Consider the following 13,449-nt stretch of genomic DNA (forward strand, 5'->3'; position numbering starts at 1 on the left):
GTGCCACCGCTAACCGTGGCTGATGATCACCTTGCCGAAGCCGCCGCCCGACTCGCAGTACGCGAAGGCGTCGTGGAGGTGCTCGAACGGGAACACCCGGTCGATCACGGGACGCATCCGATGCGCCGCGACGGCGCGGTTCAGCTCCAGGAAGTGCGCCCGGCTCCCGGTGGCGACCCGGTGCAGCGTCGCGCCCGCCATGAACAGCGTCCCGGGGTCGATCGGCCGGGCCCCGGCGGCGCCGGACAGCCAGTAGCCGACGAAGGCCACCTCCCCGGTGGACGCGACCGACCTCAGCGACTGCTCCAGCGGACCCGCCGCGTCCACGACCCGATCGGCGCCCGCCCCGCCGGTCAGCGCGAGCACCCGCTCCGACCAGGCCGGATGTTCCCGGTAGTTGATCACGTCGTCGGCCCCGAGCGCCCGCAGCCGCTCCGCCTTGGCCGCGCCGGAGGTCGTGACGATCACCCGGGCGCCGGCCAGCTTGGCGAACCGCAGGGCGAACAGCGACACGCCTCCCGACCCGAGCGTCAGCACGGTCGCGCCGGGGCGCAGCGGGCCGCCGGTGGTCAGGGCGTTCCACGCGGTCACCGCGGCCAGGGGCAGCGCCGCGGCCTCCTCGTACGACAGGTGGTCCGGGATCGGGACGACGCCGTCCTCGCTCAGGAGCGCGTACTCGGTCAGCACCCCGTCGATCGCGGTGCCGAGCTGGGCGGCGTTGTCGCGCCTGAACGGCCCGTCGAGCCAGCGGGGAAAGACGGTGGCCGCCACCCGGTCGCCCGGCTTCACCCCGCTCACGTCCTCGCCGACGGCCACGACCTCCCCCGCACCCTCGCAGCCCGGCACGACGCCCGGCCGGATGGGCAGCGGATACTCACCGGCCAGCACCCTCAGGTCCCGGGTGCCGATCGAGTTCGCCCGGATCCTGACCAGCACCTGCCCACGGGCCGGCTCGGGCTCGTCGCGGTCGTGCATCGTCAGCCCGGCGAGGCCATGCCCCGGTTCAAGGCGATAAGTCTTCATCAAACGGCCTTTCGTCGTTGCCGACCGGACAGGGCCGGTCACCCGCTCTGCGACCGGCCACCCCGGCGCGGGCCGGTCGGTCGCTCTGGATCCTCCGCGGCGGCCCGACGTCCGGCAATTCCCCCGAGGGAATCGCCGGGTGTCGGGAGCTTCAGGTAGAAAGCTCCCGTGAGCCACGCAACCGTACGAAACGGCGTCGGGCCGGAGCTGAGCCGGTGGCGGCGAGCCCGCCGGCTCAGCCAGCTGGAGCTGGCCGGGCTGGCCGGCACGACGCAACGCCATCTGAGCTTCATCGAGAGCGGCCGTTCCCAGCCGGGACGCGAGATCGTGATCCGGCTGGCCGAGTCGCTCGGCCTGTCGCTACGCGAGCGCAACGACCTGCTCACCGCCGCCGGTTACGCGCCCGTGTTCACGGAGTCGGGCCTGGACGAGACGGCGTTGCGCCCCGTACGCGCGGCGCTCGACCAGATCCTGCACGGCCATCTGCCCTATCCGGCGCTCGTCGTGGCGCCGTACGGCCGGGTGGTGGCGGCCAACGACGCCATCGGGGTCTTCACCGAGGGCGCCGCGCCCGAACTGCTCGAACCGCCGGTCAACATGTTGCGGCTCATGCTCCATCCGGACGGCATGGCGCCCCGGGTCCGGAACCTGGCCGAATGGGGCCGCCACGTCATCGAGAACCTGCGCGCCAGGGCCCGCCGCAGCCCCGACCCGCGCCTCGACGACTTCGTCGCCGAACTGACCGGGTACGTCCCCCAGGCCCCGCCCGGCCCCGAGCACCTCGGCTTCGCCGTACCGATGCGGCTGACCTGCGCGGACGGCGAGCTGCGGCTCATCACCACGCTGACCTCGTTCGCCACCGCGACGGACATCACGCTGGCCGAGCTCCACCTGGAGGCCTTCCTCCCCGCCGACCAACCCACCGCCGACCTCCTCCGAACCCGCGCCACCGACCCGCTGCCCAGAACCCCCGCAACCGGCCCGCTCGGGCCCCCCTCGGCCCCCGGCGCCTGAGCCACCGCCGTGGCCCGTCGCCCCGTCGAGCGGACGCCGGCCCAGCCCGGGCCGGGTGCTCCCTTCAGCGGCGCGGTCGGCCACGGCGCGGTAGGAGGCATCCCGATCGCGGTCACCGCTCAGGCCCGACCGGCGCACAAACCGCGATCATGATCCTGTCCCCATGCGGGTCTACGAGATCGCGCGGTGGCCGAGATCGCCGTCGGCGCCCCCGAACCTGATACTTTTTGTCGCGTTTTATCGGGACCGGCCAAGGACTGCTGATGAGACGACAGGTACGCGTTCCCCTCCCCGACGGCGCTTCGCTGGCCGCGACCGCGGCGCTGCCCGAGGGGACCCCGCCCGCGACCGGATGGCCGGGGGTGGTGGTCGTGCACGAGATCTACGGCGTCGAGCCCGACATGCTGGAGGTCGTGGACCTGTTCGCCGGGCACGGGTACGCGGCCGTCCTGCCCGACCTGTACAGCCACGGCACCCGGGTCGGGTGCCTGGCCCAGGCCATGCGGCAGCTCGCGACCGGCCGGCCGGGCCGCCCGGCCGCCGACATCGACGCGACCCGGCAGTGGCTGGCCGGTCTCGAGGAGGTCGACGGCGACCGGCTCGGCGTGATCGGCTTCTGCATGGGCGGCGGATTCGCCCTCGCCTACGCGGCGGGCGCCCCGCCCGGCGTACGCGCCGCGTCGGTGAACTACGGCGCGGTGCCCCGCGAGCGGCAGGAGCTGGGGTCGGTGTGCCCGGTCGTGGGCTCCTACGGCGGCCGCGACGCCGGTTTCCGGTCCCAGGGCACGCGGCTGCGGGAGCACATGCGGGCACTCGGCATCGAGCACGACGTCGAGATCTACCCGGAGGCCGGGCATTCCTTCATGACCGACGGCCACCACCCGGTCGCCAGGCTCGCGCTGTTCCCGCTGCGTCACGGCCTCGTCCGGCCGGCGGCCGACGACGCGTGGCAGCGCACGTTCGCCTTCTTCGACAGGCACGTCGCCGGCCACGGGTAGCGCGGGCCGCCTCCGCGCTCGAAACGGGCTCGCGGCCGTTATGATCTCCTCGTCGTGAGGGCCCGGATCGGGACGAACCATGACGGCGGAGCCCGGACGCGCCGGCCCGTGCGGCGGGTGAGGGCGGCCTCCGAGGTGGACGCCGAGGTGGACGCCGAGACGGTCAGCGAAGGGTCCCGTAAGGCCACCTGATTGCGAGGCGACGATGCGCGACCAGTTCCTCACCGCCCTGCGCGCCCGGCTCGCCACGGTGTCGGACACCGGCGACGCCGCCGGCGCGCTCGGCCCCGAGGCGGCGGACGAGGCCGAGCGGCTGCTGGAGTTCCTCGCCATCGGCGACGGCGTGGACCAGGAGATCCTGTACGTGGCCGGCCTGCTGCACTGGCTGCGCGCCGCGGCCGGGCCCGAGGAGGCCAGGCAGGAGGCGTGGGAGCGGACGGTCGTCCTCCTGATGCCTCTCTATCTGGCCCAGCCGGAGTCCCTGCCCGGCCAGGTGCGCTCCTCGTTCGCCGAGGCGCTGGGCCCGGACGAGCCGGTGGGCGAGGAGCGGGCGCACGCCTCCGCCGAGGCGCTGTCGAACCTGGCCATGTTCGTGCTCGAACGCTTCACCCGCCTGCGGCGGCCCGGCGACGGCGAGGCGTCGATCGGGCTGCTGCGCCGGTCCGCGTCCTTCCTGCCCGCCGGCCACCCCTCCCGCCCGACGGTCCTGAGCAACCTCGGGTACGCGCTCATGCTCCGCGCCGCGCAGGCCCCGCCGGACGACGGCACCGAGCCGCCGGACATCGACGAGGCCCTCGCGGTGCTCAGGGAGGCGTACCGGGACACGCCCAGGGAGCACCCGAACCACGCCCGCTGCGCCAACGGCCTGGCCCTGGCCGTGCGGGCCCGGGCCATGGCGAGCCGCGACCTGGCGCTGCTGGCCGAGGCCGTGGAGCTGTTCCGCGCCGCCGTGGAGACCGCGACTGACGCGGACGCGAACCTGCCGCAGATGCTCACCGACCTGGCGTCCTCGCTGCTGCTCCCGGTGAACTCGGGCGGCCAGGCCGATCCCGCCGCGCTCGACGAGGCCGTCTCCGCCCTGCGCAGGGCCGTACACCTGACTCCCGAGCGCGGCGCCGAGCGGCGCGCCCGGCTGAAGCTGCTCGCCGCGGCCGAGCTGCTGCGGTCGCCGAAACCCGCCGCTCCCGTCCGGCTCAGCCCGGAGACCCGGCGCCGCGTGGACGAGCTGACCGGCCTGATCGGGCGGTCGATCCCGGCCACCGGCGGGGCCGCCTCGGACGAGCCGGACAACTGGCTCTCCGTCGCCGCCCGGCTGCTGGGCATCGCCCCGTCCGACGGCGAGGGGCACCACGCGCAGCTCATGGACCTCATGGCCGGTTTCCTGCGCGACCCGTCCGACGCCGGGCTGGAGCGCAAGGCGTTCGAGCTGCTGCGGCGGCGATCCGACGGGCTGAGCCCCGACGACCGGCTCGACGCGATGCTCACCCAGCTCTACGCCCCGCCCGAGACTCCCCCGGCGCCCGTGGACACGGCGGGCCTGGACGAGGTGCTCGGCCTGTTCGAGCAGGCGCTGCGGGAACTGCCGGACGGCCATCCCGAGCGCACCGCGCTGGAGCTGAACCAGGTCATGACGCGGCTCGCCAGGAGCCGGCACGACGGGCCCGGGCGGATCGAGGAGACGGTCACCCTGCTGACGCGCTCGATGGAGCTGCTGCCGGCGCTGATGAGCACCCTGAACCTGTCCGCCACCACGGTGGGCGACATGTCCATGATGAGCAACGCGCTGCTGTCGCCGTTCGAGACCCTCTCGGTGACCGAGGAGGCGCTGAAGGGCCACCGCGCGAGGCTCGCCGCCCTGCCGGAGGACGACCCGGAGCACGCGGCGGCGCTGAAGGCCCTCGCCCACACGCTGTTCCAGCGCTACCAGCTCACCCATGAGGAATCGGACTACCAGGAGGCGACCGCGCGGGCCCGCCGGGTCGTCGCCGGAGGGACGGCGCACGCCACGCGCCTCGTGCTGGCGTGGGGGGTGGCGGCGCGGCTGCGGGCGATGTCGCCGCTCCCGCCGGACGAGCCGGGCCTGCGGTCGAGCGGCCTGGCCCGGCTGGCCTCCGACGAGGCCGTGTCCGCGATCGCCCGCGGCGACGCGCCGGCCGCCCTGGAGGCGATCGAGGAGGGGCGGGCGCTGCTGCTGTCCAGCGCGCTGAACGCGCGACGTGAGCTGGAGAACCTGCGGGCCGCCGACGCCGGGCTGGCCGGGCGGTTCGTGGAGCTGCGCGAGCGGATACGGGCGGCCGCCGCCGATCCCGGCCATGAGCCGGCGGCTGCGGAGTTCGGGCGGCTGAGCGAGCTGGCCGGGGAGTGGAGCGAGCTGGCCGGCCGGATCCAGGCGCTGCCCGCGTTCGGGCGGTTCCTGATGCCGCTGCCGCTGGGCATGCCCGACCTGCGGCCGGCCGCCGCCGAGGGGCCGGTGGTGACCGTCAACGTCAACCCCCGCCGCTGTGACGCGCTGGCGCTGTGCGCCGACGGCGTCCGCCTGGTGCCGCTGCCGGACCTGCGGGCCGCCGACCTCGTCGAGCGGAACGAGACGTTCCACGCCGCGCTCGGCACCTTACGGACCGGTACGGGGGCCATGGCCGGCCAGGCCCAGCTGGTGCTGCTGGACACCCTCGGCTGGTTGTGGGACGTGCTGGCCGAGCCGGTGCTGGACGCGCTGGACCTCACCGGGCCGCCGGAGGCCGGGGCGTGGCCGCGGCTGTGGTGGTCGCCGGCCGGGCCGCTCAACTCCCTCCCGCTGCACGCCGCCGGACGGCACGCGGTCGCCGGCGCGTCGGTCCTCGACCGGGTGGTCTCCTCGTACACGCCCACCCTGCGGGCGCTGCTGCACAGCCGCGCCCGTCCCGTGCCCGCCCGCCGTGCCGGTCTGGCCGTGGCCATGCCGGCCACGCCCGGCCAGGCCGCGCTGCCGTCGACCGCGAGCGAGGCGGTGGAGGCCACCGCCCGGCTGCACGGGCTGTCGCTGATCGGCCCGGCGGCGTCGCGCGCCGCCGTGCTGGCCGCGCTGCCCGGCGCGAGCGTCGCGCACTTCGCCTGCCACGCCGGCAGCGACCCGGCCGACCCGTCGGCGAGCCACCTCCTGCTGCACGACGGGCCCCTGAGCGTCACCGAGATCAGCCGGCTCGACCTCGGCGACGCCGAGCTGGCGTACCTGTCCGCCTGCGCGACCGCCCGCGGCGGCGCCAGGCTCGCCGACGAGGCGATCCACCTGGCCTCCGCCTTCCAGCTGGCCGGGTACGCCCAGGCCGTGGCCACGCTGTGGGAGATCGGCGACCGCGTCGCGTCGGCGATGGCCGCCGGCTTCCACCAAGAGCTGGGCGCGACGCTCGACGCCCCCGCCCGGATCCCCGGCGCGCTCGCGCTGCACACGGCCACCCGCCGCATGCGGGCGGCCATGCCGGGGCGGCCCTCGGCCTGGGCGGCGTTCCTGCACTCGGGAGCGTGAACACCCGGCCGTCAGCACACCTCAATGGACTCATTGCGGGCGCTTTGGCCATCCATGAATCCCTTGTTGGAAGCATGGCTAGGAAAGCTGGAGCGAGACCGGCCGGGAGGTGGCGATGCCCCTGCGTCTGCGTCGGCTTTCTGTCCAGACGCGCCTCATCCTGGCCACCGCCGTGCTGTCGCTGCTCGCCTTCACGGGGGTCGCCGCGGTCGTGGACCTGCTGGTCCGCGGCCGGGTCGAGCAGGAGGTGTTCGAGAGCACCCAGCGGGCGGCCACCGAGTGGATCGGATCGATGGGGACGGCGGACCCGCCGCCCGTGGCGACGTCGGACGTCAACCTGCTCCAGCTCGTCAACGTCAGCGGGCAGGTGGTGGTCTCCAGCCGGGCCGCCGCCGGCCGGCCGGCGCTGAGCGACATGTGGCCCGCCTCCGACAACCGGATCCAGCACGGCACCCGGTGCACCGCCGCCGGGTGCGTGATGTTCACCGCCACCCGGCCGTCGCCGCAGGAGGAGGAGCTGATGTGGGGCGGCGAGTCCCACGTGGTGTACGCCGGGATGGCGCAGCCGCCGATCCTGGGCACGCACCGCCTGGAATGGAGCCTGGCCGCCGGGGTGCTGGCGGCCACCGCACTGGTGACCTGCCTGGCGGCGTTCCTGATCCGCCGGACGCTGCGCCCGGTGGAGGAGATGCGCTCCAGGATCGCCGAGATCACGGTCACCGATCTGGGCCTGCGGGTGCCGCCCCCGCCGGGCCGGGACGCGATCGCCATGCTGGCCCACACCGCGAACCTGACCCTGTCCCGGCTGGAGGCGGCGGTCGAGCACCAGCGTCACTTCTCCTCGATGGTCTCGCACGAGCTCCGTACGCCGCTGACCGGCCTGCGCGCCCGGCTGGAGGAGGCGCTGATGTACCCCGACACGGATCCCCGCACCGCGATCCGGGACGCGCTGACCAGCGTGGAGCGGTTCCAGATGATCATTGACGAGATGCTCATGCTGGCCCGCGTGCGCACGACCTCGCCGCACCGCCGCGAGCGGTTCGGCCTGGGCGCCCTGGTCCGGGAGGAGGCGACGAGCCGGAAGGCGGGCGTGCTGCTGCGGGTGCGCGTCCACGACGACCCGCAGGTCTACGGCAACCGCGTCCAGCTGGCGGAGGTGGTGACGAACCTGCTGGTCAACGCCGAGCGGCACGCCCGTACGTTCGTCGAGGTCAGCGTGGAGCGCTCCGGCGGGCACGCGATGATCGCCGTGTTCGACGACGGGGGCGGCATCGCGCCCGAGGACCGTGAGCGGGTCTTCGAGCCCTTCGTCCGGCTGGCCGACGGGCGGCAGCGCGACCCCGCGGGCAGCGGGCTGGGCCTGGCCATCTCGCGCGCGATCGCCCAGGCCCACCAGGGCAGCCTGACCGTCGAGGACTCGCCGCGGGGCGCGAGGTTCGTGCTGCGCCTGCCCCTGGCGGAGGACGGCCACCATCCCGCCGAGGTGACCCGCGCCCGCTCCCGGTAGCGGAAATCGGACGGATGCCGCGGGCCGGACGCCGACAGCACGGCCGGTGATGTCCGGCTGTTCCAGGTCGCCGCCCGCCTGGAGCGGGCCATGCCGGGGAAGGACCGCGCTCCCCCGGTGTTCGCCGCCTGACAGCGGCCCGCATCCGGCCGCCGCCGCGCCGTCGTCTATCCGGCGGCGGGGTCGACCTCACTGAAGGATCTGCCCACGGCGATGTTGTCGTGCAGGAGCGTACGGCTCGCGACCGCGGTGGGCCCGCTGTTCCACGCGGGCTTGTAGATGCCCCATTTGAGATAGCCGTGCGTGGACGCGTCGTCGTTGAAGGTGTTGGCACCGGTGGCGCCCACGACCTTGCGCCAGCCGGGGCTCTTGTGGGTCTGGTGCCAGCCGTCGATCGTCCCGTCGGTGCCGTGGCTCCAGTTGAACTCGAAGACGAAGTCGTGCCACTGCCCCGGTCTCACCTCGGCGAGGTCGAAGCTGGTCTTGCTGATGGAGCTCGGTGTGGAGCAGGCCCTGCCGTCGGAGTTGACCCGCAACCGCCACTTCCCCGAGGGCTGCACGCTGAGGAAGGCGCTGGGCGGCTTGTCGGACTCACATGAACCCGTAGTAGACGGTGTCGCCGGATCCGTAGTAGCTGTCGTCGACCTTGAGCGTGTGGCTCTCCACCCTGGTGCCGCCGGCGACCATCTGGTCGCCGTACTTCAGCTGGCTGCGCAGGGCGTACTTCCCGGTCCTCGGCAGGTCGTCCCCCTGGATCGAGGTGCGGCAGCATTCGTTGAATCCCAGCTCCGGGTTTCCGGACGACTTCGACCCGTCCTCGTAGCCGAATCGCAGGGCGGCCGCCGCTCCGGCGTACGCCGGGGAGTCCACCACCGCCGGCCCGGCGACGACGAGCACGGCCAGCGCCGCCGCCGATCTCATGGTCTTCATCGTCTTCGCCGTCGTCTCCCCAAAAAAGAGATACCCGCTGCCCCCGTAGCAGTGGGTATCGGCGTGGCCGCGCCACGACTGATCGCCACTCTACGGAGGCGCCGCGGACACCGGTGTCCGGTGAACGCCCTACAACGGGTGGTTGAGCTCGGCCAGCGTGATGAGGCCGTCGTCGAGGGCACGGCCGACGAGCTCGCTCTTGGTCCGGGCGGCCCGGCCCACGTTGGCGTACTTCACCCGGACCCGCGTGATGTAGGTGTCCACGGTCTTGACGGTGATGTTGAGCTTGGCGGCGACCAGTTCCTTGGAGGAGGACACGAACCACGCCCGCAGCACCTCGGTCTCGCGCTGTGACAGGCGCGGCCGGCCGGGCGCGTCGTCGGCGACGAGCGCCCCCGACAGCGACGGCGCGGTGTAGGGCTCGCCGCGCGCGGCCGCCCGGATGGCGGGCACCAGGTGCTCGGGGCCCTCCCGCTTGGTCAGGTAGGCCAGCGCCCCGAGGTCGACGCATTTGATCGCGGTCGCGTCGTCGGTGTGCTGGGAGTACACGATCACGCGCCGGCCGTTGTCGACCAGCCTGCGCAGCTCGCCGAAGTCGGGCCTGCGTGGCACCAGCTCCAGGTCGAAGATCACCACGTCGGCGGCGGCGCCGGGCCCGGTCCAGACGTCGGCGAGCCGGTCGCCGGCGTCGATCAGCTCGATCGGCGGCACCGCCTCGGCGCACCAGGCGCCCACGCCGGCGGTGATGGCCGCGTGATCATCGATGATCACCGCGGTGATCGGTTCCTCCGGCACGTCCACCTCAACTCGCCCCTGATGCTCTCATTCCTATCGAGATGACCTGTTGTCCGGAATGTCAGACCTAAGATACTCACCTGGATGATCGACGTTAGTGGAGACTCATGAACGAGCGCGGGAGTTTTCTCAGCGCGGTGGCGGCCGTCGTGCTGGCGCTGCTCCTCGTCCTCGGTCTCGTGACGTCCATCCAGCGGTACGTGGCCGGCCCGGACAGGAAGGACGACGGAAGCGACGGCGGCGGCGTGATGCTCGCCCTGCCCACCACGGCCGACCTCTACCCGGCCAGGACCAGGCCGTTCACCAGGCCGAAGCACTGCGGCCTGGACCGCGCCACCCTCAGGACGCTCGCGCCGGGCGCCACCGAGATCCAGCGGAAGACGGGCTGCTCCTTCCTGATCCGTCCCACGGCCGTACCAGGCCTGCAGGGCGTGCTGCGCGTGAACTTCCGGGCGGGTACCCTCCCCGAGGCCATGCGCAGGTACGACCTCGCGACCAGCCAGGGCACCACCGGCCTGGCCGGCGACACGTGGCGGCGGGTCACCGGGCTCGGGGACGAGGCCATGGTCCGCTACCGGGACGACATCGGCGTCTCCGGCCAGGCCGAACTGCACTTCAGAGCGGGCACGGTGACCGCGGAGGTCCTTTACCGGATCGCCCGCGACACGGGCCAGAAGGTCCAGTCGGTGCCGGAGCGGCCCACGGTGAACGGCGCCATCCGGATCTCCGCCAAGGCGGCGGCCGCCATCGGGGCCGAGGTGACCCGGCCGACGCGGGCCGCGGCGGCCAGGCGGGGCGAGCCCGCCCGCCAGGCGCCGGACCCGTGCGGCCTGGCCGGCGACGAGGCCCTGCGGGCGGCGGGTCTCGACCCCGCCCCGCGCCGGGGCGCCGGCGCCGGCGAGCGGGGCTGTTCCTGGTCGTCCGCCGAGGGCGGGCGCTCCCTCCTGGTGCGCGTCACGTCGTTCCCCGGGACCAGGCATCGCAACGGGGCGGCGGAGGCGGACCGGGCGTTCGTCCGGCTCTACCACGACACGCGGAAGGCCGCGCGCGTCTTCCACGCCCTGCGGGGGCCTGGGGAGCGGGCCATGGCCGGGTACCGGGCCGACGCCGAGATGCCCGGGGCGAAGGGGACGGCCGGCGAGGGCAAGGTCACGTTCCGGAGCGGCGGGCTCCTGGTCGAGGTGACGTACGCCGGCACGTCCGGCGGCAGGCCGCTCACCGAGGCCGCCGCGCTGAACCCGGCCCACGCCATCGCCGAGGCCGCGGCCGCCGCGCTGCCGAGATGACCGCCAGGACGCGTACGACAAGCTCGAACCGGAGTTGCGGCGCGGCGTCGTCGTCCGCGCCGCGCTGTCCCGGCTGCGCACCCCGCGCTACGGCTACTTTCCTCCGCCTGCCTCCCCTCCACCTGACCGGCTCGGTCGTCAGCGGGCCAGGCGACCCAGCAGCGCCGAGGCCGCCGTGATGCCGAGCGCGGCGGCCACGAGCAGGACCGCGAAGTCCAGCGGCAGGTGCGCGGGGATGCCGAGCAGCAGCCCGCGCAGCGCGTCCACCTCGTAGCTGAGCGGGTTGATCGCGCTGATGGCCTGCAGCCAGCCGGGCATGGCCGTGGTGGGGTAGAGCGCGTTGGAGGCGAAGAACAGCGGCATGGTGATGGCCTGGCCGATGCCCAGCAGCCGGTCGCGGGTCCGTACGATGCCGGCGATCGTCACCGACAGGCACGCGAAGAACGCCGACCCGAGCAGCACCGCCAGGATCACCCCGGCCAGCCGCAGCGGGTCCAGGGTCATGCTCACGCCCAGCAGCGCGGCGATGAGCACCACGACCACCGCCTGGATGATCGCCTTCACCCCGGCCGCGAACGCCTTGCCGGTGACCAGCGCGGCCCGCGGCGTCGGCGTGACCAGCAGTTTGGTCAGGACGCCGGAGTCGCGTTCCCAGATGATGTGGATGCCGTAGAAGATGGCGATGAACATGGTGGACTGGGCGATGATCCCGGGGGCCAGATAGTCGCGGTAGGGGATGCCGCCGGTCGGGATCACGTTGATGCGGGTGAACGTCTCCCCGAAGATCAGCAGCCACAGGGCGGGCTGGACCGCGCGGGTGTACAGCTCGGTGCGGTCGTGGCGCAGCTTCTGCAGCTCCACCACGCACATCGCGACGACCCTGGCCGGGACCAGCCGCCACGCCGGCCTGGACCGCGGCGGGACGAGCAGCAGCCCCAGCGCGCCGTCAGCCGACGCGGGAGGCGGTGTTGCGGGTGCGGCGGACATCGCGGAACTCCCCTCCGTCATCGAAACCCGTGCCGGCGACGTCGCGGAAGACGTCCTCCAGGGTCGGGGACGAGCCGTCGCCGCGGCGGGCGCGCAGGTCGTCGGTGAGCCGGCGCGGCGTGCCGAACGCGCGCACCTGCCCCTGGTGCATGAGCGCGACCCGGTCGCAGTACTGCTCGGCCTCGTCCATGTAGTGCGTGGTGACCAGCACGGTCATCCCGCTGGCGGCGCGCACCGCCATGATGTGCTCCCACACGACGGTACGGGCGATGGGGTCGAGCCCGATCGTCGGCTCGTCGAGTATCAGCAGGCGTGGCGCGCTGACCAGCGCCTGGGCCAGTTCGAGCCGGCGTACCATGCCGCCGGAGAAGGTGCCCGCCATCCGGTCGGCGGCCTCGGTCAGCCCGACGGCCTCCAGCGCCTGGCCGACCCGGGCGGCGCGCTCCCGCCGGGGCACGTCGAAGACCCGCGCGAAGAGGGAGACGTTCTCGCGGCCGGTCAGGTTCGCGTCCGCCGACAGCTGCTGCGGCACGTAGCCGAGCAGGCGGCGCACCGCCATCCGGTCGGTGGCCACGTCGTGCCCGAAGACCCGGACCATGCCGGACGGGACCGGCAGCAGCGTGGTCACGCAGCGGATCGCGGTCGTCTTGCCCGCACCGTTGGGGCCGAGCAGGCCGAACACCTCCCCGGAGTCGACCGCCAGGTCGAGCCCGTCGACGGCCGTGGACCGCCCGAAGGAGTAGCGCAGCCCGGTACACGTGAGCGCGTCCCCTCTGGAAAGCAGCTCACCCCCGATGCCCTCGCCACCCGGCGGACCGCCCTCACCAGCGATGCCTTCGCCGCCCTGTGGGCCACCATCACGCGCCATGCCATCACCGCCCGTCATGCCGCCATCGGCCGCCACTCCGCCGTCGCCGTCCGTCATGCCGTTGTCACCTCCTCCTGCAGGCCGTCGGCCAGCCTGCGCAGCGCCGGGAGCGCGGCGGCCAGCGCGGCGCGATCGTCCTCACCGAGCCGCTCCACGTGCTCGCGTACGAGCGCCACGCGGCGCTCCTGCCAGGCCCGCAACCGCGCCTCGGCGTCGGGGGTGGCCAGCAGCCGGACGGACCGGCGGTCGTCGCGGCTCGTCTCACGGCGCAGCAGCCCGGCCCCGGTGAGCTGGTTGACCAGCGTGGACACCGAGTTGCCGGCCAGATAGAGCTCCTTGGCGGCGGCCGAGACGCTGATGCCGGGGCTGGCGACGACCAGCCGCAGCAGCTCGACCTGGGCGCCGCGCAGCCGCGGCCCCGCCATCTCCTGGCGCAGCCTGCGCCGGACCAGCCGGTGGATGCCGGTCATGACGCCGGTGAAGGCATCCGGCAGATCCTCTGCACTCATGCCCGAAATATTAGCTCTGCTTACGATGTA

Annotated in this window: 13 protein-coding genes; 6 read left to right on the forward strand and 7 right to left on the reverse strand. The window is 73.8% G+C overall.

Going from position 1 to position 13,449, the window contains the following annotated elements; genetic code table 11:
* Positions 1-9: 9 nt before the first annotated feature.
* The gene (locus ACBJ59_RS03655; protein ID WP_375108727.1) at positions 10-1,023 is read right to left on the reverse strand and encodes an NAD(P)-dependent alcohol dehydrogenase; all 1,014 of its coding nucleotides are present in this window, start codon (positions 1,021-1,023) and stop codon (positions 10-12) included.
* A 168-nt stretch (positions 1,024-1,191) separates the two neighbouring features.
* Between ACBJ59_RS03655 and ACBJ59_RS03660 the strand changes: the two genes are divergently transcribed.
* The 5 genes from ACBJ59_RS03660 (at position 1,192) to ACBJ59_RS03680 (ending at position 8,044) form a co-directional block, all read left to right on the forward strand.
* Positions 1,192-2,037 (forward strand): helix-turn-helix domain-containing protein, encoded by an 846-nt coding sequence (locus tag ACBJ59_RS03660; protein ID WP_375108728.1) that lies wholly within the window; start codon positions 1,192-1,194, stop codon positions 2,035-2,037.
* Between the two features lie 263 nt (positions 2,038-2,300).
* On the forward strand, positions 2,301-3,035 hold the full coding sequence (locus ACBJ59_RS03665) for a dienelactone hydrolase family protein (RefSeq protein ID WP_375108729.1): 735 nt from the start codon (positions 2,301-2,303) through the stop codon (positions 3,033-3,035).
* A gap of 54 nt (positions 3,036-3,089) precedes the next feature.
* Entirely contained in the window at positions 3,090-3,227 is a 138-nt protein-coding gene (locus tag ACBJ59_RS03670) for a hypothetical protein (RefSeq protein ID WP_375108730.1), read from the forward strand.
* Positions 3,228-3,240: 13 nt separating this feature from the next.
* Complete coding sequence (locus tag ACBJ59_RS03675; protein WP_375108731.1) at positions 3,241-6,537, forward strand: CHAT domain-containing protein; 3,297 nt, start codon at positions 3,241-3,243, stop codon at positions 6,535-6,537.
* A 115-nt stretch (positions 6,538-6,652) separates the two neighbouring features.
* Positions 6,653-8,044, forward strand: a complete 1,392-nt coding sequence (locus tag ACBJ59_RS03680) for a sensor histidine kinase (protein WP_375108732.1) — start codon at positions 6,653-6,655, stop codon at positions 8,042-8,044.
* Positions 8,045-8,211: 167 nt separating this feature from the next.
* On the opposite strand, the gene ACBJ59_RS03685 is transcribed toward ACBJ59_RS03680, so the two are convergent.
* The 3 genes from ACBJ59_RS03685 to ACBJ59_RS03695 form a co-directional block, all read right to left on the reverse strand.
* Complete coding sequence (locus tag ACBJ59_RS03685) at positions 8,212-8,604, reverse strand: heparin lyase I family protein (protein WP_375108733.1); 393 nt, start codon at positions 8,602-8,604, stop codon at positions 8,212-8,214.
* A gap of 31 nt (positions 8,605-8,635) precedes the next feature.
* Entirely contained in the window at positions 8,636-8,974 is a 339-nt protein-coding gene (locus ACBJ59_RS03690; protein ID WP_375108734.1) for a hypothetical protein, read from the reverse strand.
* Positions 8,975-9,103: 129 nt separating this feature from the next.
* Positions 9,104-9,769, reverse strand: a complete 666-nt coding sequence (locus ACBJ59_RS03695) for a response regulator (protein ID WP_375108735.1) — start codon at positions 9,767-9,769, stop codon at positions 9,104-9,106.
* 107 nt (positions 9,770-9,876) lie between these two features.
* On the opposite strand from ACBJ59_RS03695, the gene ACBJ59_RS03700 reads away from it, so the two are divergent.
* Positions 9,877-11,055 carry a hypothetical protein gene (locus tag ACBJ59_RS03700; RefSeq protein ID WP_375108736.1) on the forward strand — a complete coding sequence of 393 codons (1,179 nt, stop codon included), beginning with the start codon at positions 9,877-9,879 and terminating at the stop codon, positions 11,053-11,055.
* Between the two features lie 138 nt (positions 11,056-11,193).
* Here the strand turns inward: ACBJ59_RS03700 and ACBJ59_RS03705 are convergent, their stop codons facing one another.
* The 3 genes from ACBJ59_RS03705 to ACBJ59_RS03715 are packed head-to-tail and all read right to left on the reverse strand — an operon-like array spanning position 11,194 to position 13,419.
* The gene (locus ACBJ59_RS03705; protein ID WP_364123346.1) at positions 11,194-12,042 is read right to left on the reverse strand and encodes an ABC transporter permease; all 849 of its coding nucleotides are present in this window, start codon (positions 12,040-12,042) and stop codon (positions 11,194-11,196) included.
* Positions 12,002-12,967 carry an ABC transporter ATP-binding protein gene (locus tag ACBJ59_RS03710; RefSeq protein ID WP_375108737.1) on the reverse strand — a complete coding sequence of 322 codons (966 nt, stop codon included), beginning with the start codon at positions 12,965-12,967 and terminating at the stop codon, positions 12,002-12,004. The genes ACBJ59_RS03705 and ACBJ59_RS03710 overlap by 41 nt, the downstream gene beginning before the upstream one ends.
* Positions 12,964-13,419 (reverse strand): MarR family winged helix-turn-helix transcriptional regulator, encoded by a 456-nt coding sequence (locus ACBJ59_RS03715; protein WP_375108738.1) that lies wholly within the window; start codon positions 13,417-13,419, stop codon positions 12,964-12,966. Before ACBJ59_RS03715 ends, ACBJ59_RS03710 begins: the two co-directional genes overlap by 4 nt.
* Positions 13,420-13,449 lie beyond the last annotated feature (30 nt).

The sequence above is a fragment of the Nonomuraea sp. MTCD27 genome (genome assembly GCF_041950495.1).
Taxonomy (GTDB): Bacteria; Actinomycetota; Actinomycetes; order Streptosporangiales; family Streptosporangiaceae; genus Nonomuraea.